Origin of the sequence: Lentzea kristufekii, from assembly GCF_033949925.1 — a bacterium.
Classification (GTDB): domain Bacteria; phylum Actinomycetota; class Actinomycetes; order Mycobacteriales; family Pseudonocardiaceae; genus Lentzea; species Lentzea kristufekii.
On sequence record NZ_JAXAVV010000012.1, the window covers coordinates 62,807 to 85,274 of the forward strand.

The window sequence follows — 22,468 nt, forward strand, 5'->3', positions numbered from 1 at the left end:
GTGCTGACCAGTCAGACTCAGACGGCGCGAACGCCCTGGGCCTGCGGGCCCTTCTGGCCCTGACCGATCTCGAACTCGACCCGCTGGTTCTCCTCGAGAGCCTTGTAGCCGTTCATCTGGATCTCGGAGTAGTGGACGAACACGTCGGCGCCACCGTTGTCGGGGGAGATGAAGCCGAAGCCCTTCTCCGCGTTGAACCACTTGACGGTGCCCTGTACTGCCATCTTGCTACTTCTCCTCTAACAGGTGCCGGATCGCGCTCGCGACCACCGGGTCAAGTCACGGCGGCGTCTTCTCCGGAACCTGGAGAACCCGCTCGCTCGCAACCTCGTTCCGCGAGCGGGGCGATCCACGAACACGAAACGTACGACCGCAGACAGTCAACCACGGCTCCCCGCCCTCAGTCGAGACATCGATTTCGCTGCTACCGTGAGATGCCAAATGAGTTCGCGGAGGTGCTCGTGTCGGAGCAGACGGCGATGTCGATCAAGGTCACCGTCGCACCCCACATCTCCGGCGGACTCGCCGCGCTGGCCGGAAAACACCTCCGCGCCGCGCCTGCCGAGGCCGCTCCGAAGGACCGCGGCAGGGGCCGCACGACGATCTCCAACAAGCTGGTCGGAGACGTCCACGGCACTGTGTTCCAGATCGGCACCGTGAAGAACATGAACATGCCCGAGGGCCGGTAACCTGGAGGGTCGTTGACCCAGGGGGCCGTGGCTTGACCGGCAGCGAACGACTGCTCTTCTTCTTCATCGGTTTGGTGACCACATTCGTGTTCATCCGCATCAGCGTGCGCATGATCAGGGCGAAGGTCCGCTGGTGGCCGGGAAACATCGTGCACGGCGACACGCACGTGCATCACGTCGTGTTCGGCACCGTGCTGCTGCTCCTGTCCAGCGTCACGGGCCTCGTGATCCCCGACGACCTGCACGGCGCCAGACTGGCCGCGGCGGCCGGTCTCGGGGTGGGCGCGGCGCTGGTGCTGGACGAGTTCGCGCTGATTCTTCACCTGAGGGACGTGTACTGGACGAAGGCGGGCCGGCTGTCCGTGGACGCGGTGTTCCTCGCCGTCGGTCTCACCGGGACGTTCCTGCTCGGCGCACGCCCGTTCGGCTACGACGAGGTGCTGCAGCTCAACCCGGAGACGACGCCCGCGTCCACGTTCACGCTCCGGCTGATCATCATCTCCGTGAACCTGTGCTTCGCGATCGTGGCGCTGCTCAAGGGCAAGATCTGGACCGGCCTGCTCGGCCTGCTCGTACCGGTGGTGCCCGCTGTGGGCGCCGTGCGGCTCGCACGGCCCGGCTCACCGTGGGCACGCTGGCGCTACCTGGAGGGCTCGCGCAAGCTGACCCGCGCGTACCGCCGGGAAGCCAGGATCCGGCAGCCGATCATCAAGGCGAAGATCGCCGTGCAGGAGTTCATCTCGGGACGTCACGACCTGCCTGATCAAGACAGGCCGTGACGCGTCTCCAGTGGTGTGGCCGGGCCTCCAGTGGTGTGGCCGGGTCGCGCCACTAGCCTCCGAGGATGTCCTGCTGGGCGCAGGCCTGGGCGAGCGCACCGGCGCACAGCTCCGCCGGCTTGACGATGCCCTCCGTGACGAGCGTCCGGACGGTGTCCTTCTTGATCAGCGTCGCACCGAGCAGCACCGACTTGATGTCGCGCCGGGCGACGGGATCCCGCAGGTTGCCGGTGGCGAGGTCATCGGCACCCTCCAGGTCACCTCGGGCGATGGCGATCGCCAGCCTGGCGGCGGCCTCGGCCTCGTCGCGCACCGGCTTGTAGACGGTGACGCACTGGTCGCCCCCGAGCACGGCCCGCAGACCGTCCACAGTGGCGTCCTGGCCGGTGACCGGGACCCTGAGGTTCTTCTTCTTGAGCACGGCGATGACCGCGCCGGCCAGGCCGTCGTTGGCCGCGACCACGCCGTCGACCTTGCCGCCGTTCTCGTTCAGGATCTGCTCGAACAGCTGCCCGCCGAGGTCGTTGTTCCAGTCGGCGACCGGTTGCGACTTCACGAGCTTGAGCGCGCCGCTGTCGTACTTCGAGGACAGCCGTGACTTCTGACCCTGCGTGAACAACGTCGCGTTGTGGTCGGTCGGAGCGCCTTCGATCTCGATGATCTGGGCGCCCGGCTTGTCACCGAGGCAGGCCAGCAGGCCGTCCGCCTGCAGCTGGCCGACGTTCACGCTGTCGAAGCCCACGTGGTACTCCGCCTGGCCGCCGAGCGTGACCCGGTCGTAGTCGATGACCGGGATGTTCGCGGCCTTCGCCTTCTTCTGGACCGCGAGTCCTCCCGCCGCCGACAACGGCGTGATCATGAGGACCTTCACCTTGCGGCGGATCATCTCGTCGGCGATCTGCGCGAACTTCGCCTCGTCGCCCTCGGCGTTCTCCATGAACGGCTCGATGTCCGCATAGTTGAACGCCTGTGTGAGCAGAGGGCGATCCTGCTCTTCCCAACGCGTGGATGTCGTTCGGTCGGGAAGGATTACCCCGACGATTGGTTTGGGACCACGCGTAGGCAGCGTCGGAGACCCCTGACCTGCGTCACCACAGGCTGAGAGGAGAAAGAGCAGGCACGCCGACGATGCCATTACCCGTCTTCGCATAATCGCGAAGTCCATCCCTTGAATCTTGTTAAGTCAAGATTTCTTCTCATAACATCACGCTCCGCTTCCGATCGGCTACAGTTCGATTCCGTACGAAAGGCGCTGATGCGCAGCGCATTTTCGTGTCAGTGTGTCCAACTTGGGCGGCAATCGGGGGCCGCACCATGTTGTTGGATCCAGCCCTGACCGGGTGTGAGGAGACAGCTAGGTGAGAACGCGCAGAACCGTGATGGCGGTGGCGGCAACGGTGTCGCTGATCGCCGCGGGCACTTCGGCGGCGGGGGCCGCTCCGGCCACCACAGGGCCGACCACGGAGTACACCGTCCTTCTGGAAGAACCCGGAAACCGCGACTTCGCGATCGACGCCGTGGAAGCGGCGGGCGGCGAGGTCGTGCGGAGCAACGACGCCGTCGGCCTGCTGACGGTCAAGGCGCCCGCGAACGGCTTCGCGGAGAAGGTTTCCGCTTCGAGCGCGATCGTCGGTGCCGCTCGGACCAAGCCGATCGGGCACGCGCCCGCGGCGAAGGCCGAGAAGACCAAGCGGGACAACGTCGAGAAGGAGAACAAGGGCGAGAAGCCGAACAAGGCTCCCGCCCAGCAGGGAACGACGGCCGGCATGGACCCGCTCGACGGGGACCTGTGGGGCCTGAACCTCGTTCGCTCGAACATCGCGCGGGCCAAGCAGGCCGGCGACAAGCGCGTGTACGTCGGTGTCCTCGACACCGGTGTGGACGGTTCCCACCCGGACATCGCGCCGAACTTCAACAACGAGCTCTCGCGCAACTTCACGATCGACATCCCCAACGACTCCGACGGTGGCGTCTTCGACGGCCCGTGTGAGTTCCGCGGTTGTGTCGACCCGGCGAACTGGGACGACGGCGGCCACGGCACGCACGTCGCCGGCACCATCGGTGCCGCTGCCAACGGTTTCGGCATCTCCGGTGTCGCACCGGGCGTGTCGCTCGTCAACATCCGCGGCGGCCAGGACGCGGGCTCGTTCTTCCTGCAGCCCGTCGTCGACGCCATCACCTACGGCGCCGACATCGGCCTGGACGTCATCAACATGTCGTTCTACGTCGACCCGTGGTACATGAACTGCGCCAACGACCCCACGGCCTCGGCCGAGGAGCAGCTGGAGCAGCGCACGATCATCGCGACCGTGCAGCGCGCGCTGAACTACGCGCACCGCAAGGGCGTGACGCTGATCGGCGCCGGTGGCAACAACCACGAGGACCTGGGCAAGCCGCGCCAGGACACCGTGAGCCCGAACTACCCGCCGGGCCACAACCGCCCGCGTCCGGTCGACAACGCGACGTGCCTCAACCTCCCGACCGAGGGCAACCACGTCATCTCGGTGTCGGCTCTCGGCCCGTCGACGAACAAGGCCGACTACTCGAACTACGGCGTTGAGCAGACGGCGGTCTCGGCTCCCGGTGGTTACTTCCGCGACGGCCTCGGCACGCCGTGGTACCGCACCAACGAGAACCTGATCCTGTCGACCTACCCGCGCAACGTCGCTCTCGCCGAAGGCGCGATCGACGAGGCCGGCAACATCACCGAGGCCGGTCTGGCCGCGGGCGTGAAGAAGGCCGTGCAGGGCGACAAGGTCGGCTACTACCAGTACCTGCAGGGCACCTCGATGGCCGCCCCGCACGCCGCTGGTGTCGCCGCGCTGATCGTCAGCCAGTACGGCAAGAAGGACAAGAAGAACCCCGGCCTGACCCTCGACCCCGACAAGGTCGAGAAGGTGCTCTACAAGACCGCGACGCAGCGCGCCTGCCCGAACCCGCGCACCGTGTCGTACGTCAACGTGGGGCGCTCGCCCGAGTTCGACGCCACCTGTGAGGGTGACGCGAAGTTCAACGGCTTCTACGGTCACGGCATCGTGGACGCCTACGGCGCTGTCACCCGTGGTGGTCAGTTCCTGTAAGTCGTTGTAACGCAACAAAAGGCCCCCGGTGTCTTGCCGGGGGCCTCTTGCGTGCGACGAAAGTGGACTCTCTCCCCAACCTTCGTCTGAACGTTCCGGTCCGCCTTGACCGTGCCGTAGCGGCATGGTTTCAACTGGGTCCTGTCAGCAACCGGGGAGGAGGACGTCGTGGCGTGGAGCACCAGTCAATTGGCCGATCTCGCCGGCACGACGTTGCGCACGATCCGGCACTACCACGACGTGGGCCTGCTCGCAGAGCCGGAACGCCGCGCCAACGGCTACAAGAGCTACGGCGTGCCCCATCTCGTGCGGGTGCTGAGGATCAAGCGCCTCACCGATCTCGGGTTGTCGCTCACGCAGATCGCGGAACTGGGTGACGGGGACGAGCATCCGCGCGAGGCGTTGCGGGAGCTCGACACCGAACTGGCCGCGCAGATCGAACGCCTGCAACGGATCAGGGCCGAGCTGGCACTGGTCCGGCGCCAGGAGGTGCCGACCGACCTGCCGCCGGACGTCGCGGCGATGATCGAGAACGCGAACCTGTCACCGCAGGACCGCTCGTTCACCGTCGTGCTGGCCCAGCTGCTCTCGCCGGAGACGCTGGCCAGGTACGCCGAGACGCTGAAGGGCTACTCGCGGGATCCGGCGGTGGTGGCGTTCGACAACCTGCCGGAGGACGCGGACGAGGAAACCCGGCAGCGGGTGGCGGACGCCATGCGCGAGATGCCGTACATGGCTCAGATCCGCGCCGTGTTCCCGGATCCGGCTGGTCTGTGGAGCGACGCCCCGCGAGGTGTGGAGCACGCGCGGCGGACTGTCGTGAAGGTCTTGGTCGAGCTCTACAACAAGGCGCAGCTGGACGTTCTCGTCCGCATGAACGACTGACGTTCCATTGGTTCGACGCGCCGGGAGCGCGTCGTCGGGGAGGTATTTGCTAATGCGAAAAACGATGTCACTGGCAGCGGTCGTGACCGCTGCCGCGGCACTGGTGGCGGTACCGGGGGTGGCGTCCGCCGCCACGCCGAAGCCCGAGGTGCAGTGGGTCGCCTGTCCCACCGACGTGGCGCTGCCCGGTCTGGAGTGCGGAAAGCTCCGGCTGCCGCTCGACTACCGCAAGCCGGAGGGCCGCAGGACCGAGGTGATGATCACCCGGCTGGCCAGCAAGAACCCCGCGCAGCGCAAGGGGATCCTGCTGACCAACCCCGGCGGGCCGAGCGAGGGCCTGACGTTCCCGGCCGTGCTGAAGGCGGTCGGACTGCCGCAGGACGTGCAGGACGCGTACGACATCATCGGCATGGACCCGCGTGGTATCGGCTACAGCTCACCGTCCACATGCGACCTCACCGAGGAGCAGATGGCCGACGGCAGCGTGCCTCCGTACGCCAACAACTCCGCCGAGGTGCGCCAGCGCGCCGACGAGGTCAAGAAGATCGCCGAGCAGTGCCTCAAGTCGTCCTCGGCCGGCGAACTGCCGTACAACACGACCGCGAACATCGCGCGTGACCTGGACTCGGTCCGCGCGGCGCTGGGCGAGAAGAAGGCGTCGTTCCTCGGGTACTCGTACGGCTCGTACCTGGGTTCGGTGTACGCCACGCTGTTCCCGAAGACCGCCGAGCGCGTCGTGATCGACAGCAACCTGCCGAAGACAGGCTGGGACGTCGAGGGCGGCAGGCTGATGGGCCGCGGCGTCGAGGACACGTTCCCGGACTTCGCGAAGTGGGCGGCGGCGCACCCCGAGTACAACCTGGGCACGACGCCGCAACAGGTGCGAGCCAAGTTCTTCGACCTGGCCGCGCGGCTCGACGAGAAGCCCTCGGTGGAGGGCGTCGACGGCAGGCTGTTCCGCTTCGGCAACTTCACGGCCCTCTACTCCACCGGTGACGAGGCCTTCTCCAAGCTCGCCGCCTCCTGGAAGGCGTTCGACACCGGCCAGCCGCAGCCGCCGCAGGAGTACCCGGAGGTCCCGCGCGTCCAGGCCCTGCTGGCAGGCCGCCTGAACGTGATCTGCGGTGACTCCACCTGGCCGTCGTCGGTCTCCACGTACGAGCGCAACGTGGCGATCGACCGCGTCCGCAACCCGATGTTCGGCGCGGCCGCGGCGAACATCCAGCCGTGCGCCTTCTTCCCGAAGCCGGTGGAGAAGCAGGTTCTGCCGTCCGACCGAGGGCCGCGCAACGTGCTGCTGGTGCAGAACGAGCGCGATCCCGCGACGCCGCTGGCCGGCGCCCAGTCGACGCGCCGCGCGTTCGGCGACAGGGCCGCGATGATCGCGATCGACCAGGGCGGGCACGGCGCCTACCTCTTCGGCAAGAACAAGTGCGCCAACGACAAGGTCACCGAGTACCTGCTCGGCGGTCAGCGTCCGAACGACCAGAAGTGCGCCGCTGAGAACGGCTGATGACAGGTGGGGGCCCGGCTCGCGAGCCGGGCCCTTGCCGGTTCCTCAACGAAACGTCTGCGCGCCAGGCGTTTCCGCCGGAATGCCTCGACTGGCGAGGTATGCCCGTTTCGCGAATTAGTAAAGACTCTTGCCAATAAAGGTATGGACCCCTTACCGTTGCCTCCACGCCGCCCGGGACCCACCATCCCTGCCCCGGAGGGAACTTCGTGAAAACCACTGGTCGCATCGCGGCCGCACTGCTGACGTGCGCCGCTCTCTTCACCACCACCGTCGGCACCGCATCGGCGGCCAACCTCGACGAACCGCGCCTCAAGGACATCGCGATGCAGATCGTTTCCAGCGCGGAGAACTCGTCCACGAACTGGCGCGCCCAGTTCGGCTACATCGAGGACATCGACGACGGCCGCGGCTACACCGCAGGCATCATCGGTTTCTGCAGCGGTACGGGTGACATGCTCGACCTGGTCGAGCTCTACAAGGCCAAGAAGCCCGGCAACGTGCTGGAGAAGTACCTCCCCGCACTGCGCAGGGTGAACGGCACCGACTCGCACTCGGGCCTCGACCCCAACTACACCAGGGACTGGAAGACCGCGGCCAAGGACTCCGTCTTCAAGGCAGCGCAGGAGTCCGAACGCGACCGCGTGTACTTCAACCCGGCGGTGAAGCAGGGCAAGGCAGACGGCGTGCGCGCCCTGGGCCAGTTCGCTTACTACGACGCGATCGTCGTGCACGGTGACGGCGGCGACAAGACCAGCTTCAGCAACATCCGCAAGCGTGCGCTCGGCAAGGCGAAGCCGCCGTCGCAGGGTGGCAACGAGACCACGTGGCTCAACGCCTTCATGGACGCCCGCGTGTGGGCCATGAAGCAGGAAGCGGCGCACGAGGACGTGTCGCGCATCGAGACCGCGCAACGTGTGTGGCTCAAGGCAGGCAACTTCGACCTGAAGTCGCCGCTGAAGTGGAAGGTCTACGGCGACAGCTTCACGATCAGCTAGAGCCGCCGTTTCACACATGAGAAGTGGAGGACGCCCTGACCAGGGGCGTCCTCCACCTTCGTAAATTTGTAAACATTCTTGCCGATGAAGGTCCGGACCCCTTACCGTTGCTGCACCGCCGCCCGGGACACCCCGGGAGGAACGCGTGAAGATCTCAGGCCGCATCGCGGCCGCAGTTCTGACCTGCGTCGCGCTCGCCACCGCGACAACGGGCACCGCTCAGGCCGCTGACCTGAACGACCCGCGCATGAAGGACATCGCGATGCAGATCGTGTCCAGCGCGGAGAACTCGTCCACGAACTGGCGCGCCCAGTTCGGCTACATCGAGGACATCAACGACGGCCGCGGCTACACCGCAGGCATCATCGGCTTCTGCAGCGGCACGGGAGACATGCTCGACCTCGTCGAGCTGTACAAGCAGCGCAAACCCGGCAACGTGCTGGAGAAGTACCTCCCCGCACTGCGCAGGGTGAACGGCACGGACTCGCACGCCGGTCTGGATCCCAACTACACCAGGGACTGGAAGACCGCGGCCAAGGACTCCGTCTTCAAGGCGGCACAGGAGTCCGAACGCGACCGCGTGTACTTCAACCCGGCACTGCGCCAAGCGAAAGCCGACGGCGTGCGCGCCCTGGGCCAGTTCGCCTACTACGACGCGATCGTCATGCACGGCGACGGCTGGGGCAGCCTGGACTTCTCCGGCATCCGCAAACGCGCGCTGGCCAAGGCGAAGCCCCCGTCGCAGGGTGGCAACGAGACCACGTGGCTCAACGCCTTCATGGACGCCCGCGTGTGGACCATGAAGCAGGAGCCCGCGCACGAGGACACCACCCGCGTCGACACCGCACAGCGCGTGTGGCTCAGGGCCGGCAACCTCGACCTGAACACACCGCTGAAGTGGAAGGTCTACGGCCAAAGCTTCGAGATCAAGTAACCACTCGAACGAAGGAAGGGGCGTCCCCTCAACGGGGGGCGCCCCTTCCTCCTCATCGTCCTACAGCTGGGTCCAGTCCAGCACCGGCGCCGCGAAGTCCCGGATCGATGCCAGCAGCCCGAGCCGTGCGGCCTTCACCTTCTCGTCCTCGGCCATCACGAGCACCTCGTCGAAGAACGTGTTGATCGGCCCGGTCAGCCCCTCCGCGGCAGCGAAGAACGCCGCCAGCCCCACGACGTCCCGCGGCACCCCGTCGAACGCCTTGTGCAGCGCCACCTCGGCGGGTTCCGACAGCACCGAAGCGTCGTACGAGCCCTCGACGGCGGCGGGCACGATCCGCCGCACCCGCTGCAAAGCCGCGGCCAGCGCGTCGAACGACTCGTTGCCCGCCAACGACTCCAGCTGGGCCAGCGTCTCGTCGGCCAGCACCGGCGAGTCGGCCAGCGGCAGCACCGCCTGCACGAAACGGTGCTCGTGGCCCGCGTCGAGCAGCGCCTGTTCGTACCGGCGCACCGCGAACTCGCGCGCGGTCTCCAGAGCCTCCGCGGAAACGTCGAGTCCTTCAGCGGCAAGGGAAAGCGCCACCGGCAGTGTGATCGCCCGCAGGTCTGGGAACGCCCGCAGGACGGTCACCGCGCCGAGGGCCGCTCGGCGCAGGCCGAACGGGTCGGACGAACCGGTCGGCTGCGCGCCGATGCCGAACAGGCCCGCCAGCAGGTCGAAGCGGTCCGCCAGCGACAGCAGCGCACCCGGCACCGACGACGGCAGCGCGTCACCTGCCGAGCGCGGGAGTTCCATCTCCCACAGCGCCAGGGCGACCTCGGGCGTCTCCCCCGCCCGCGCCGCGTACTCCCGCGCCATCACGCCGGCCAGCGACGACAGCTCGATCACCATCTGCGAGCCGAGGTCGAACTTGGCCAGCGCGCCCGCGCGGTCCAGCGTCTCGCGGTCGACGTCGACCACCGCAGCGAACCGGCCGGCCAGCGCGGCGATCCGCGAGGCGCGGTCGGCCATCGAGCCGAGCTTGTCCGCGAACGTCAGCTTCGCGAGGCCGGACTTCATCTCGTCCAGCGGCGTCTTGAGGTCCGCCCGCCAGAAGAACGCCGCGTCCTCGTACCGCGCGCGCAGCACGGCCTCGTTGCCCGCCCGCACCAGGTCCGCGTCCACGGCACCGTTCGCCACGGCCACGAAGTGCGGCAGCAGCGTGCCGTCGGCCGACCGCACCGGCAGGTAGCGCTGGTGCTTGCGCATCACGGTGGTGAGGATCTGCCCGGGCAGTTCCAGGTACCGCTCCTCGAACGAGCCGAGGATCGGCGTCGGCCACTCGACGAGGTTCGTCACCTCGTCCAGCAGGCCGTCGACCTCGACGACACCGCCGACCGACGCCGCCAGCTCCTGCGCTGCGGCGACGATCGAGGCGGAGCGCACCGACGAGTCGGCCTGGATGCCGTGCGACTCCAGGAACTCCAGGTAACCGTCCGCCGTGGACACCTCGACGACCGGGGTGTCGGCCGTCCGGTGCACGCGCGTCGAGGTACCCGAGGCGAGCGACGACACCGCGACCGGCACCGGGGTCTCCCCCAGCAACGCGAGCAGCCAGCGGATCGGCCTGGTGAACGACAGCTTCGGGTCGTTCCACTTCATGTTCTTCTCGGCACGCAGGTCCGACACGACCTCGGCCAGCAGCCCGCTCAGCACCTCGACGGCGCCGCGGCCGGCATCGGACTTGGTCAGCGCCACGAACTCGACGCCGTTCTCGACCACGCGCCCCAACGCCGACACCTCGACGCCCTGGCCGCGCGCGAAGCCCTGCACGGCCTTCGTCGGGTTGCCCTCGCCGTCGAAGGCCGCGGAGACACGAGGACCGCGCACGGTGCGTTCGGCGTCCGGCTCGCGCGGCGACACCGCGGGCACCAGCACGACGATCCGGCGCGGCGTGCCGTGCACGGTCACCTCGCCGCAGGACAACCTGGTCGCTGCGAGCTTCGTCGTCACCGCGGCGCGCACCGCGTCAACGGTCCGGAGCACCTCGTGCGGCGGCAGTTCCTCGGTGCCGATCTCGAACAGCAGCGTGGCCGGCGCGACGACGTCCGCGAAGGACGAGGGCTTCTCGGCGGCGGCCGGGAGCTCGGCCACACCGAGCGGATGCCCGAGCTCGGACCGGCGCTCGGCCCACAGGGCGGCGACCTCGCGCGCCAGCCCGCGCATCCGGCCGAACGCACGGGCGCGCTCGGTCGTGGAGATCGAGCCCCGCGCGTCCAGCACGTTGAAGATGTGGGAGCACTTCAGCACGAAGCTGTGCGCCGGCACGGGCAGGCGGGCGTCGAGCATGCGCCGGGCCTCGGCCGCGAACTCCTCGAAGAGGCGCTTGTTCGCCTCCACGTCCGCGTCGTCGAGGTAGTACCGCGACATCTCGTACTCGGCCTGGCCGAACGCCTCGCCGTAGGAGATGCCGGGCGCGTAGGCGATCTTCTTGAAGTGGTCGACGCCCTGCAGCGCCATCATGATCCGCTCGATGCCGTAGGTGATCTCCACCGACACCGGGTCCAGCGTCATGCCGCCGGCCTGCTGGAAGTACGTGAACTGGGTGATCTCCAGGCCGTCGAGCCAGACCTCCCAGCCGAGGCCCCAGGCGCCCAGGGCGGGCGAGGCCCAGTTGTCCTCGACGAACCGGACGTCGTGCCCGCGCACGTCGATGCCCAGCGCCTCCAGCGAGCCGAGGTAGAGCTCCTGCGGGTCGCCCGGATCGGGCTTGAGGATCACCTGGAACTGGGTGTGCGTCTGCAGCCGGTTCGGGTTCTCGCCGTAGCGGGCGTCGTCGGGCCGCACGGACGGCTCCACGTAGGCGACGCGCCACGGCTCGGGACCCAGCACCCGCAGCACGGTGGCCGGGTTCAGCGTTCCCGCCCCGACCTCGGTGTTGAACGGCTGCACCACGATGCAGCCTCGGTCGGTCCAGTACTTGGTCAGCGCGAGCAGCGCGTCCTGCATCGTCAACACGGCGACGAGTCTACGAAACAGACAAAACCCCTGGTCAAGGGGCCTTGATCGGGTGGTCTCCGCCACTGTGTCACCCTGTGCACAACCGAGTGGCGCCCCCGCACGTCTACTTGGTGTACCCGAATGTGCTGAGAGGAGTGGGTGTGGACAACCGGCCGCCGCGGCCGGGAGACCCGAACGGGAATCCCAGGCGACCTTCCGCCACCCCGCGTCCCCAGACGGGCCAGCCCCGCCGTCCGCAGGTGCCGCCCCGCTCCGCCGAGCCGCCGCGCAGGCAGCCCGGAGGAGCCGAACCCCCACGCCGGGAGCCTCCGAAGCGTGCCGAGCCGCCTCGTCGCGAGCCGCCGGGCCGTGCCGAGCCTCCCCGTCGTGAGCCGGCCGGCCGCGGTGAACCGCCCCGCCGCGAGACCCCCAGCCGGGAGATCCCGCGCCGCGAGACGGCAAGCCGCAGCGAACCCCCGCGCCGGGAGCCCGCGCGCGGCCGCGAACCGGACCGCGCCTCGTCGTCCGCGCCGCGCCCGCGTCCGATCGCCGACCGACCCACGGTCCGCACCACGCCCGCCAAAGCGGAGGCCGCCGCACCCGCGCCCCGGCCCCGGCCGAGGCCCAGGCCCGCACCGGCTCGCCGGCCGAGCAAGGCCGAGCGCGGCGCGTCCACCGGCGCCAAGATCTTCATCAGCATGGTGTCCGCGACGATCCTGCTGGTCACCGGCATCGCGTGGCAGAACCTGACGTCGCTGACGGACGGCCTGACCAAGCAGGACCTGAACCTGGCCGACGCGGGCGAGAAGCCCGCCGACGGCGCGATCGACATCCTGCTGGTCGGCATGGACAGCCGCACCGACTCCAAGGGCAACCCGCTGCCGCAGAACATCCTCAACGAACTGCAGGCGGGCGGCAGCGACGACGGCGGCTTCAACACCGACACGCTGATCCTGCTGCACATCCCGAACGACAGCGGCAAGGCCTACGCCGTGTCGTTCCCGCGCGACTCCTACGTGAAGATCGCGGGCGGGTTCGGGCGACACAAGATCAACTCCGCCTACGGCTTCGCCAAGAACCAGGCCGCCGAGAAGCTGCAGGGCAGCGGCAAGCCCGCGCCCGAGGTCGAGATGGAGTCGCGCAAGGCGGGCGCGAAGAACCTCATCGAGACCATCCAGACCCTGACCGGCGTGACGATCGACCACTACGCCGAGGTCAACCTGGTCGGCTTCTACGACATCACCAAGGCCATCGGCGGCATCGACGTCTGCCTCAACAACAAGGTGCGCGACAGCTTCTCCGGCGCGAACTTCCCCGCGGGCCCGCAGACCATCGAGGGCAAGAACGCGCTCGCGTTCGTCCGCCAGCGCCACGGCCTGCCGATGGGCGACCTCGACCGCGTCGTGCGCCAGCAGGTCTTCATGGCGGGCCTCGCCAAGAAGATGCTGTCGGCCGGCGTGCTCACCGACAGCACCAAGCGCAGCGAGATGATCAAGGCCGTCAGCGGCGCGATCGTGCTCGACGAAGGCTGGGACATCACCAAGTTCGCCCTGCAGATGAAGGACATGACGGGCGGCAACATGACGTTCCAGACGATCCCGACGGGCAACCCCGACCTGCAGACGCCGGAGGACGGCTCCGCGGTCGAGGTGATCGAGTCCGAGGTGCGGACGTTCGTCAAGAACCTCGGCAAGGCCCCGGCGTCGTCGAGCCCGGCGGACCCGAAGTTCGACAAGGCCTCGGTGACCGTCGACGTCCGCAACGCCTCCGGTCAGCCCGGCCTCGCGGGCGAGGTGCTCCAGTCGCTCGTCGCGAAGGGCTTCACGGGCGGCCAGGCGGGCAACGCCGAGGCCATGGCGAAGTCGGTCGTCCGCTACGGCAAGGGTGGCGAGGCGGGCGCGAACGCGGTCCAGGAGGCCCTCGGCGGGCTGAAGGTCGAACAGGACGTGAACGTGCCGGCCGGCGCCGTCCGCGTCTTCCTCGGATCGGACTACTCGGGTCCCGGCGCGCAGGGTTTCGCCGGTTCCGGAGTACTCGCCCTGGACGGTGCGCGTCAGCAACCGGCTGACCCCGCGGCCCCTCCGCCCATCTCCGCAGACGGCGTGCGCTGCGTGAACTGATACTCAGAGTAGAGATGTATCCCCCATTCGGGGGTTCTCCTAGCAAGTTGCGTAAGCGGCGAAGCACTGGCGCCTTCCATCACCGTGAGACCCGCTCACGGGGTGGAGGACCAGGGTGCAAACTGCGAACGGCCAAATCGACACAGTGGCGTACCAGCGCGTGCTCGGTGATGAGATCCGCAGCCTTCGCAAGCAGCGCGGATGGACCCGCAAGGAGCTGAACAAGCGGCTGCAGACCGAGATCTCGCTGCAGACGCTGGCGACCTACGAGCTCGGCACCCGGCAGTGCTCCGTCGTGCGTCTCGTGGAGATTTGTCACGCCCTCGACGTCCCGGCGCACGAAGTCCTCGCCCGCGTGCACGAGCGCTTCTTCGGCGACACCCCCGCCGGACATCTGACGCTGAGCCTCACCGCGATCGCCGCGACCGACAACCCGCGGGTGCTGCCGCTCAAACGGTGGGCGGCCGGACGGCTGCACGCGCTGCCGCCAGGTGCCTCACCCGACGTGCACCTCGACCTGCCCGCGCTCGAGAACATGGCGCAGCTGTGTCAGTTGCCGACGGTGGAACTCATCCGCATCCTGCGTGCGCTGAGTCGCTAGTTGTACCGAACCTCGTTCACACCAACGCAACGACCGTCCGAAAGGGCCGAACAGCTTCGCCGGTAGCATCGCCGGGGTGAACGATTCCCCCGCCCGCCTCCCCCTGCGCACCGCAGCCGCCGTGAAGCTGGGCAACCTGAGCTCCACGCTGTCCCAGAAGATGGGTCTCGGCGCCGGCGGCATGATCGGCGGCCGGGTTGCGCTGAAGCTCGACCCGCAGGCGCTCAACCGCCTCACCCAGGGCCGCAGGGTCGCCGTCGTGACGGGCACCAACGGCAAGACCACCAGCACGATGATGCTGGCGCGGGCCGTGGGCGCGCTCGGCGAGGTCGCCACGAACCACAGCGGCGCGAACATGCCCGACGGCCACGTCACGGCACTCTCGAAGCAGCCGGACGCGCCGTACGCCGTGCTGGAGTGCGACGAGGCCTACTTCCCGGCCGTCGCGGGCGCCAGCAACCCGTCCGTCGCGGTGATCCTGAACCTCTCGCGCGACCAGCTCGACCGGGTCGGCGAGGTCCGCACCATCGAGCGGTCGCTGCGCGACGCCGTCAACAAGCTGCAGAACTGCACGATCATCGCGAACTGCGACGACGTGATGGTGACGAGCGCGGCCTGGAACGCGCCGAAGGTCGTCTGGGTCGCCACCGGCACCGGCTGGCACCACGACTCGGCGAGCTGCCCGCGCTGCGGCAACCCGATCCGCTGGCAGGGCGAGCACTGGCACTGCACGGGCTGCGACCTCGCACGGCCGCACCCGAACTGGATCACCGCCGACGAAGCGATGATCACGCCGGAGCACCAGAAGCTCGAGCTGCGCCTCACGCTGCCGGGCAAGTTCAACCAGGCCAACGCCGTCATGGCGTCCGCCGCCGCCCACGCGATGGGCGTCACCGCCGAGGAGGCGGTGCGTCGTCTGCGCGGCGTCTCCAACGTCAGCGGCCGCTACCGCACGATCCAGCGCAACGGCCGCAGCGCGCGCCTGTTGCTCAGCAAGAACCCGGCGGGCTGGAGCGAGACCCTCACGGTCGTCAAGGAGGCCAACCACCCGGCCGTCCTGGTGATCAACGCCCAGGAGGCCGACGGCCGCGACCTGAGCTGGCTGTGGGACGTCCCGTTCGAGCGCCTCCAGGGCCGCACGGTCATCGCGTCCGGCGAACGGGCGACCGATCTCGCCGTCCGCCTGACCTACGCCGAGGTCCAGCACACGATCGTGCCCGACCCGCTGAAGGCCATCGACCAGATGCCGCAGGGGGCGGTCGAGGTCATCGCCAACTACACCGCGTTCCGCGACTTGAATGCCAGGGCTGCCGCTGATGAGTGAGTCGACAATCCAGATCGCGCTCGTGCTGCCGGATCTCCTCGGCACGTACGGCGACTTCGGCAACGCCGTGGTCCTCGAGAAGCGCATGACGTGGCGCGGTATCAAAGCCGAGATCGTGCCGATCAACTACGGCCAGCCGGTGCCGGACTCGTGCGACATCTACGTCGTCGGCGGAGGTGAGGACACCGCGCAGACGCTGGCGGTCAAGCACCTGCGCGAGCACCCCGGCCTGCAGCGCGCCGTCACGAAGAACGCCGTGGTGCTGGGCGTCTGCGCCGGCATCCAGATCTTCGGCGAGAGCTTCACCCGTGCCGACAACGTCACGCACCCCGGCATGGGCCTGATCGACTCGACCTCGCACGCCGGCGGCAGCCGCGCGATCGGCGAGGTCATCGCCGAGCCCGCCGGTGGCCTCTTCGAGGGTGTGCTGACCGGGTTCGAGAACCACCAGGGCCGCACCGTGCTCGGCCCGGCCGCCCGTCCCCTGGCACACGTCAAGGTCGGCACCGGCAACGACGGCAGCGTCGAGGGCGCCGTCCAGGGCCGGATCCTCTGCACCTACCTGCACGGCCCCGTGCTGCCGCGCAACCCGCAGATCGCGGACCTGCTGATCGAGTGGGCGACGGGTGTGAAGCCCGCACCGCTGGACCTGCCCGCCGTCAGCGCTATGCGGGCTGAGCGGGTGAAGGCAGCGAGCTGACCGGCACCAGCCGGTCCGCGACACCCGGCCAGATCACGGCCATCACGTAGTCGGTTGCGAGCGCGGGCCCCACCGCGGGCCTGCGCTCCATCCACACCGCGAGGCGTTCCGTCGCGCCGACGACGATCTCGGCGAACGCCTCCGCCTCCAGCGGGTCGATCTCCGGCGTGAACGACGCCAGCACTGCCCCGATCATGTCCGTCTGCTGCTGACGGATGCCTTCCACCTCTTCCTGCGCCGACGGCACGGCCACGGCCGCCTCCTGCCGCAGCAACGCCCACGACCTGCGGTGCTCGTCGATGAACTCGAAGAACGCGAGCAGGCCGAGCCGCAGGAACTCCTCCGGGCTCCCGGCACCCGCGATCGCCGCCGCCGTCTTCTCCCGCAGCTCTGTGCGCGCACGGTGGATGCAGCCGATGAGCAGGCCTTCCTTCGAGCCGAAGTACTCGTAGAGCATCGGCTTCGAGACGCCCACGCGTTCGGCGATCTCGTCCATCGAGGTGGCGAGATAGCCCTGCTCGGCGAAGATCTCCTCAGCGACGGCGAGCATCTGGGCCATGCGCTGGGCCTTGGGCATGCGGCGCCGTGGAGCTGTCACAAATGGAGTCTACCGCTCGTAACTTACTCGGGGTAACCTACTGCGAAGTAGCTACCGCAAGCGGAGGGACTTCCCCATGCACCGAGAGACGAAAGTGCTCGTCATCGGCACCGGCTTCTCCGGCCTCGGCATGGCCATCGAGCTGAAGCGTCGCGGTGAGCACGACTTCGTGGTGCTGGAGAAGGCGGCCGACCTCGGCGGCACCTGGCGGGACAACTCCTACCCGGGCTGCGCGTGTGACGTGCCGTCGCACATGTACTCGTTCTCGTTCGAGATGAACCCGAAGTGGTCGCGGATGTTCGCGCGGCAGGGCGAGATCTTCGACTACCTGCAGCGCGTCGCCGAGAAGTACCGGCTGCGGCCGCACATCCGCTTCAACACCAAGGTCTCCGGCGCGCAGTGGGACGACGAGGCCAAGCGCTGGAACGTCACGACCGAGCAAGGCGACACTTACACGGCACAGGCACTGGTCGCGGGCGTCGGAGCGTTGCACATCCCGAACGTCCCGGAGCTGCCGGGCATCGAGAACTTCAGCGGCAAGGCGTTCCACTCGGCGCAGTGGGACCACGACTACGACCTGACGGGCAAGCGCGTCGCCGTCATCGGCACGGGCGCGTCCGCGATCCAGTTCGTGCCGAAGATCGCCGGCCAGGTCGCGTCGATGAAGATCTTCCAGCGCACGCCGCCGTGGATCATGCCCAAGGCAGACCGCGAGATCAACGGCTGGGAGCAGAAGCTGTTCCGCGCCCTGCCCTTCACGCAACGGGCCTACCGCAACTTCGTGTACTGGACGCGCGAGTCGTCGGCGCTGGGCTTCGCGGTCAACCCGAAGATCATGCAGTTCGCGCAGGGCATCGCGTTGCGGCACATGAAGAAGCAGGTGCCGGACCCGGCGTTGCGCAAGAAGCTGAAGCCCGACTACACCATGGGCTGCAAGCGCGTGCTGATCTCCAACGACTTCTACCCCGCGCTGGGCAACCCGAACGTCGACCTGGTGACGGACAAGGTCTCCGAGGTCCGCGAGAAGTCCATCGTGGACAGTTCGGGCGTCGAGCACGAGGTCGACGTCATCATCTACGGCACCGGGTTCCACGTCGTCGACTCGTTCGACTACCTGGACATCCAGGGCAAGGGCGGCGTCGACCTCGCGAAGCAGTGGCGCCAGGAGGGCATCGAGACCTACTACGGCATCACGGTCTCGGGCTTCCCCAACCTGTTCTTCCTGCTGGGCCCCAACACCGGACTCGGGCACAACTCGGTCGTGTTCATGATCGAGTCGCAGATCCGGTACATCTCGCAGTGCCTCCAGCTCCTCGAAAAACACCGCGCAGAGGAGCTGGACGTGCGAGTGGAGGCCCAGCAGGAGTTCAATGAGGAACTCCAGCAGAAGCTCACCAAGGGTGTGTGGACCCAGGGCGGCTGCAAGAGCTGGTACCTCGACGCGCAGGGCGTGAACCGCACCGTGTGGCCGGGATTCACCTGGCGGTACTGGATGCGGACCAAGCGCGTGCGCGCCGAGGACTACGTGCTCACGACGGCTGCACGATGACCTTGAGGGCGGTCCGCTCGTCCATCGCCTGGTAGCCCAGCGCGACGTCGTCGAGCGTGACCGTCCGGTCGAAGACGGGACCGGGGTCGATTCGCCCGGCGAGCACGTCGGCCAGCAGCTCCGGCAGGTACGCCCGCACGGGCGCGACGCCGCCGCCGATGGCGATGTTGCGGCCGAACAGCTTGCCCAGCGGAAGCCCCGGCATCTCGTGCGGCACACCGACGTAGCCGATCCGGCCGCCGTCGCGCACGATGCCCATCGCGGTCTCCCACGACTGCTCGGTGCCGACGCACTCCAGCACCGCGGACGCGCCGAGCCCGCCGGTCATCTCCTTGATCCGCTCGACCGCGGCCTCACCGCGTTCGGCGACCTGGTCCGTGGCACCGAAGAGCCTCGCGATCTTGGCTCGGTCCTCGTGGCGGCCCATCGCGATGATCCGCTCGGCGCCGAGCCGCTTGGCCGCGAGCACACCGCACAGCCCGACCGCGCCGTCACCGACGACCGCGACCGTGCTGCCGGGACCGACACCCGCGCCGATGGCGGCGTGGTGACCGGTGCCCATGACGTCGCTCAGGCTGAGGAACGCGGGCAGCAACGCCGCCGGCGCGTCCGCGGGCACCCGGACCAGCGTGCCGTCGGCCTGCGGCACGCGCACGGCCTCGCCCTGCCCGCCGTCGCTGCCCTTGCTGCCCCAGAAACCGCCGCTGCGGCAGGACGTCTGCAGCCCGGCCTGGCAGTACGCGCACGTGCCGTCGCTCCACACGAACGGCGCGATGACGCGGTCGCCGACCTGGACGCTGCGGACCTCGCTGCCGACCTCCTCGACGATGCCGAGGAACTCGTGCCCGATCCGCTGCCCGTCGGCGCGCTTGGCCACGCCCCGGTACGCCCACAGGTCGCTGCCGCAGATGCACGCGAGCTCGACCCGGACGACGACGTCGGTGGCCTCCTGGACGGCCGCGTCCGGCACCTCCTCGACTCGGATGTCTCGGGTGCCGTAGATCGTCGTAGCCCGCACCGGGCGCCTCCTCTGCCTCGTTGCCCAACCGTTACATCGTGCTCCTGTCCCCGCGTTTCCGCCGAATCGAGACGCTGTGGAATTGCTTACTCGTGCTTAGTATCGGGCGGTGATCACTGCCGAAGGCCTCGTACGGGCGCGCGGAATCCGTTACGCGACAGCCGACCGCTTCGCCGCGCCGTCCCCGGTCGCCTGGGACGGGGTGATCGACGACTCACGGCGCGGCCCCGCCTGCCCGCAGCCCCCGTCGGCGCTGGCGTCGGTGGTCGGCAGCTCGGTCGAGGGCCTGTCGTTCGACGAGCACTGCCAGGTGCTCTCGGTGACCGCTCCGGCCGGCGCGTCCGGTCTGCCGGTGATGGTCTGGTTCCACGGCGGCGCGTACGTGACGGGCAGCGGCGAGTCCACGAAGTACGAGGCCGGGCTGCTGGCCTCGGAAGGCGTCGTGGTCGTCAACGTCAGCTACCGCCTCGGCGTCTTCGGTTACCTGCGTGACAACCTCGGCCTGCTCGACCAGTTCGTGGCGCTGCGGTGGGTGCGGGACAACGTCGCGGCGTTCGGCGGTGATCCCGCGAACGTCACGGTCTTCGGGCAGTCCGCGGGCGGCGACTCGGTGTACGCGCTGATGCTCACCGACACGGAGGGCCTGTTCCACCGCGCGATCATGCAGAGCGCGCCGATGGGCACCCGCAGCCCCGAACGCGAGGAGATGACGGCGGCCTTGCGCGCGGCGATCTCCGTCGACGCCTCCACCTCGGTGGACGACGTGCTGGCGGCCCAGGTCGCGGCCGTCGCCGCCGTCGGTCCCCGGTTCGTCCCGTCGGGCGGTATGCCGTTCGCACCGGAGGTCGGCGCCGATCTCACCGCGGCCGCGTCGCGCGTCGAACTGCTCGTCGGGCACACGGCCGACGACGGCAGCCCGTACGTGCCGGACCCGGCGCACTGGGAGGCCGTGACCGAGCTGATCTTCGCCGGCGGTGCGCGTCAGCTGGTGCAGGACTGGACGGCGGCGGGCGGCCGGGTCGCCACCTACCTGTTCGGGTGGGCGCCGGCCGGAGCCCCGCTGGGCTCGTGCCACTGCATGGAACTGCCGTTCCTGTTCGACCCGGAGGGCTGGCTCGGTGCGGGCATGCTCGCCGGGCAGGAACCGGATCCCGTGCTGGCCAAGACGATGCGGGGCGTCTGGACGGCGTTCGCGCGAAACGGGCTGGACGCGCTGCCGTCCCGGTCGCTTGAATTCGGCGGGTGACCGACCGCGAGCGTTTGCGCACCACCTTCGGCGAAGACGCGGCCCGGTACCACCGGGCACGTCCCACCTATCCCCAGCAGCTGTTCGAACGCCTGTCCGGCCCGCGCATCCTGGAGATCGGCCCCGGCACCGGCCAGGCGACGCTGCCGCTGACGGCGCTGGGCGAGGTGACGGCGGTCGAGCTGAGCCCCGATCTGGCGGCCGTCGCCCGTGCCCACGCTCCCGCCGCCCAGGTGGTCGTGGCGGACTTCGACGTCTGGCCGCTGCCGGACCCGTTCGACCTGGTGGTGTCGGCCACGGCGTTCCACTGGCTCGACCCCGCCACCCGGATGGCCCGCTGTGCCGCGGCTCTGCGGCCGGGCGGTTCGCTGGCCGTGATCTCGACGCACCACGTCGCGGGCGGTACCGAGCAGTTCTTCGTGGACGTGCAGGAGTGCTACGAGCGCTGGGATTCCAGCACGCCACCGGGCCTGCGGCTCTCTCCCGCGTCGGCGATCCCCTGCGAGTTCGACGACAGCGCGTACTTCGGCGAGCCCGAGTTCCACCGGTACGAGTGGGAGCAGGGCTACGACACCGAGGCGTACGCAGACCTGCTTCTCACGTACTCGAACCACATCGCGCTGCCGGACCGCGACCCGTTGCTCGCGGACGTCCGTCAGCTGATCGACACGCGCTACGACGGCCGGATCGTGAAGCGGTACCTGACCCAGCTCGCTCTCGCGGTCAGGGTTTCCGGGCCCGGCCGGCCATGACCACCGCCGCGCCACCGCCACCCACGAGCACGAGCCCGGCCAGGCCCAGCGGCAGCAGGTCGAAGCCGGTGAACGCCAGTTCCTCCGCGACCTCGCGAGCCGGAGCCGCCTGAGGTGCCGGCGGGGCTCCGCCCTGCTGGACCGCCGGCGGGACCGCGGTGGTGGTCGGCGGGGTGGTCACCGGGGTGGTGGTCACCGGAGGCGTTTCCGCGGGTGTGCAGCCCGTGTGGGCCGGGTTGCCGCGGCCCACGCCGTGGTTCGAGTCGCACTCGTAGCCGGAGTTGGCGTCCGAGCCACCCGGCTGCTGGCCACGGGGGTTCTTGTTGTCGGCCTTGCCGACGCAGCCGGCGCACGGCTTGCCGTTCGCCTCGCCCGTGCCGTTCCCGTTCTGCGACGGCGAGCCGTCACGGGTCGAGTCGTACGGACCGGAGACGTTCGCGCCGTTGCCGCTGAAGTCCGCGTTCGACGGCGGTTGCGGCACGGAGGTGTCCTGCGCGGACTGTCCAGGCGGGACGTTCGGGTTGTTCGTGATCCCGCTGCCCTTGCCGTTGCCGGGGTCGGCGAGCGCCAGACCCGGCGCCAGCGCCAGCGCGGCGGCCACCGCGAGGGCAGGGAGTAGACGCGTTGCCTTCATGCACGGGATATCAGACGGCCTGTGACCGTCGTTACACCAGGTCACAGGCCATCCTCATCGGACTAC

At 69.0% G+C, this 22,468-nt stretch carries 20 protein-coding genes; 14 read left to right on the top strand and 6 right to left on the bottom strand.

Annotated features, from left to right (window positions below):
* Positions 1-17: 17 nt before the first annotated feature.
* On the bottom strand, positions 18-224 hold the full coding sequence (locus SK571_RS24225) for a cold-shock protein (protein WP_030468404.1): 207 nt from the start codon (positions 222-224) through the stop codon (positions 18-20).
* A 210-nt stretch (positions 225-434) separates the two neighbouring features.
* On the opposite strand from SK571_RS24225, the gene SK571_RS24230 reads away from it, so the two are divergent.
* Together SK571_RS24230 and SK571_RS24235 are read left to right on the top strand one after the other, a co-directional pair.
* Positions 435-689 carry a hypothetical protein gene (locus SK571_RS24230; protein WP_319986387.1) on the top strand — a complete coding sequence of 85 codons (255 nt, stop codon included), beginning with the start codon at positions 435-437 and terminating at the stop codon, positions 687-689.
* Between the two features lie 74 nt (positions 690-763).
* The gene (locus SK571_RS24235) at positions 764-1,468 is read left to right on the top strand and encodes a hypothetical protein (protein WP_319986388.1); all 705 of its coding nucleotides are present in this window, start codon (positions 764-766) and stop codon (positions 1,466-1,468) included.
* A gap of 52 nt (positions 1,469-1,520) precedes the next feature.
* Here SK571_RS24235 and SK571_RS24240 read toward each other — a convergent pair whose 3' ends face one another.
* Positions 1,521-2,633, bottom strand: a complete 1,113-nt coding sequence (locus SK571_RS24240) for a sugar ABC transporter substrate-binding protein (protein WP_319986389.1) — start codon at positions 2,631-2,633, stop codon at positions 1,521-1,523.
* A gap of 214 nt (positions 2,634-2,847) precedes the next feature.
* Between SK571_RS24240 and SK571_RS24245 the strand changes: the two genes are divergently transcribed.
* From SK571_RS24245 to SK571_RS24265, 5 genes are all read left to right on the top strand, one after another.
* Positions 2,848-4,548: a S8 family serine peptidase gene (locus SK571_RS24245; protein ID WP_319986608.1), complete on the top strand. Its 1,701-nt coding sequence runs from the start codon at positions 2,848-2,850 to the stop codon at positions 4,546-4,548.
* Between the two features lie 168 nt (positions 4,549-4,716).
* Positions 4,717-5,433, top strand: a complete 717-nt coding sequence (locus tag SK571_RS24250) for a MerR family transcriptional regulator (protein WP_319986390.1) — start codon at positions 4,717-4,719, stop codon at positions 5,431-5,433.
* 64 nt (positions 5,434-5,497) lie between these two features.
* Entirely contained in the window at positions 5,498-6,946 is a 1,449-nt protein-coding gene (locus SK571_RS24255; RefSeq protein ID WP_319986391.1) for an alpha/beta hydrolase, read from the top strand.
* A gap of 209 nt (positions 6,947-7,155) precedes the next feature.
* The gene (locus SK571_RS24260) at positions 7,156-7,944 is read left to right on the top strand and encodes a chitosanase (protein ID WP_319986392.1); all 789 of its coding nucleotides are present in this window, start codon (positions 7,156-7,158) and stop codon (positions 7,942-7,944) included.
* A 145-nt stretch (positions 7,945-8,089) separates the two neighbouring features.
* The gene (locus SK571_RS24265; protein WP_319986393.1) at positions 8,090-8,878 is read left to right on the top strand and encodes a chitosanase; all 789 of its coding nucleotides are present in this window, start codon (positions 8,090-8,092) and stop codon (positions 8,876-8,878) included.
* A 60-nt stretch (positions 8,879-8,938) separates the two neighbouring features.
* Here SK571_RS24265 and SK571_RS24270 read toward each other — a convergent pair whose 3' ends face one another.
* Complete coding sequence (locus tag SK571_RS24270) at positions 8,939-11,869, bottom strand: glycine--tRNA ligase (RefSeq protein ID WP_319986609.1); 2,931 nt, start codon at positions 11,867-11,869, stop codon at positions 8,939-8,941.
* A 152-nt stretch (positions 11,870-12,021) separates the two neighbouring features.
* Between SK571_RS24270 and SK571_RS24275 the strand changes: the two genes are divergently transcribed.
* The 4 genes from SK571_RS24275 to SK571_RS24290 all read left to right on the top strand — a co-directional run bounded on the left by SK571_RS24275 (position 12,022) and on the right by SK571_RS24290 (position 16,605).
* Positions 12,022-13,980, top strand: coding sequence for an LCP family protein (locus tag SK571_RS24275; protein ID WP_319986394.1), 1,959 nt, complete (start codon positions 12,022-12,024; stop codon positions 13,978-13,980).
* 136 nt (positions 13,981-14,116) lie between these two features.
* A complete protein-coding gene (locus tag SK571_RS24280) occupies positions 14,117-14,581 on the top strand; it encodes a helix-turn-helix domain-containing protein (RefSeq protein ID WP_319986610.1) in 465 nt (154 codons plus the stop codon).
* Positions 14,582-14,657: 76 nt separating this feature from the next.
* Positions 14,658-15,905 (top strand): MurT ligase domain-containing protein, encoded by a 1,248-nt coding sequence (locus SK571_RS24285; RefSeq protein ID WP_319986395.1) that lies wholly within the window; start codon positions 14,658-14,660, stop codon positions 15,903-15,905.
* Positions 15,898-16,605 carry a type 1 glutamine amidotransferase gene (locus SK571_RS24290; protein ID WP_266039781.1) on the top strand — a complete coding sequence of 236 codons (708 nt, stop codon included), beginning with the start codon at positions 15,898-15,900 and terminating at the stop codon, positions 16,603-16,605. The genes SK571_RS24285 and SK571_RS24290 overlap by 8 nt, the downstream gene beginning before the upstream one ends.
* On the opposite strand, the gene SK571_RS24295 is transcribed toward SK571_RS24290, so the two are convergent.
* On the bottom strand, positions 16,571-17,164 hold the full coding sequence (locus SK571_RS24295) for a TetR/AcrR family transcriptional regulator (RefSeq protein ID WP_319986611.1): 594 nt from the start codon (positions 17,162-17,164) through the stop codon (positions 16,571-16,573). The genes SK571_RS24290 and SK571_RS24295 overlap by 35 nt on opposite strands.
* Positions 17,165-17,279: 115 nt before the next feature.
* Here SK571_RS24295 and SK571_RS24300 point away from each other — a divergent pair, with 115 nt between their 5' ends.
* Complete coding sequence (locus SK571_RS24300; protein ID WP_319986396.1) at positions 17,280-18,752, top strand: flavin-containing monooxygenase; 1,473 nt, start codon at positions 17,280-17,282, stop codon at positions 18,750-18,752.
* Here SK571_RS24300 and SK571_RS24305 read toward each other — a convergent pair.
* The gene (locus tag SK571_RS24305; RefSeq protein ID WP_319986397.1) at positions 18,733-19,770 is read right to left on the bottom strand and encodes a zinc-dependent alcohol dehydrogenase family protein; all 1,038 of its coding nucleotides are present in this window, start codon (positions 19,768-19,770) and stop codon (positions 18,733-18,735) included. The genes SK571_RS24300 and SK571_RS24305 overlap by 20 nt on opposite strands.
* A gap of 109 nt (positions 19,771-19,879) precedes the next feature.
* Here SK571_RS24305 and SK571_RS24310 point away from each other — a divergent pair, with 109 nt between their 5' ends.
* Positions 19,880-21,016, top strand: coding sequence for a carboxylesterase family protein (locus tag SK571_RS24310; protein ID WP_319986398.1), 1,137 nt, complete (start codon positions 19,880-19,882; stop codon positions 21,014-21,016).
* Complete coding sequence (locus SK571_RS24315; RefSeq protein ID WP_319986399.1) at positions 21,013-21,768, top strand: class I SAM-dependent methyltransferase; 756 nt, start codon at positions 21,013-21,015, stop codon at positions 21,766-21,768. The genes SK571_RS24310 and SK571_RS24315 overlap by 4 nt, the downstream gene beginning before the upstream one ends.
* Here the strand turns inward: SK571_RS24315 and SK571_RS24320 are convergent.
* Positions 21,740-22,402, bottom strand: a complete 663-nt coding sequence (locus SK571_RS24320; RefSeq protein WP_319986400.1) for a hypothetical protein — start codon at positions 22,400-22,402, stop codon at positions 21,740-21,742. The genes SK571_RS24315 and SK571_RS24320 overlap by 29 nt on opposite strands.
* Positions 22,403-22,468 lie beyond the last annotated feature (66 nt).

Excerpts from the sequence above, each read along its gene's own strand:
- SK571_RS24255 (WP_319986391.1), top strand. The coding sequence starts at position 5,498 with ATGTCACTGGCAGCGGTCGTGACCGCTGCCGCGGCACTGGTGGCGGTA.
- SK571_RS24245 (WP_319986608.1), top strand. The coding sequence starts at position 2,848 with ATGGCGGTGGCGGCAACGGTGTCGCTGATCGCCGCGGGCACTTCGGCG.
- SK571_RS24270 (WP_319986609.1), bottom strand. The coding sequence starts at position 11,869 with ATGCAGGACGCGCTGCTCGCGCTGACCAAGTACTGGACCGACCGAGGC.
- SK571_RS24300 (WP_319986396.1), top strand. The coding sequence starts at position 17,280 with ATGCACCGAGAGACGAAAGTGCTCGTCATCGGCACCGGCTTCTCCGGC.
- SK571_RS24320 (WP_319986400.1), bottom strand. The coding sequence starts at position 22,402 with ATGAAGGCAACGCGTCTACTCCCTGCCCTCGCGGTGGCCGCCGCGCTG.
- SK571_RS24230 (WP_319986387.1), top strand. The coding sequence starts at position 435 with ATGCCAAATGAGTTCGCGGAGGTGCTCGTGTCGGAGCAGACGGCGATG.
- SK571_RS24225 (WP_030468404.1), bottom strand. The coding sequence starts at position 224 with ATGGCAGTACAGGGCACCGTCAAGTGGTTCAACGCGGAGAAGGGCTTC.
- SK571_RS24290 (WP_266039781.1), top strand. The coding sequence starts at position 15,898 with ATGAGTGAGTCGACAATCCAGATCGCGCTCGTGCTGCCGGATCTCCTC.
- SK571_RS24295 (WP_319986611.1), bottom strand. The coding sequence starts at position 17,164 with ATGGCCCAGATGCTCGCCGTCGCTGAGGAGATCTTCGCCGAGCAGGGC.
- SK571_RS24240 (WP_319986389.1), bottom strand. The coding sequence starts at position 2,633 with ATGGACTTCGCGATTATGCGAAGACGGGTAATGGCATCGTCGGCGTGC.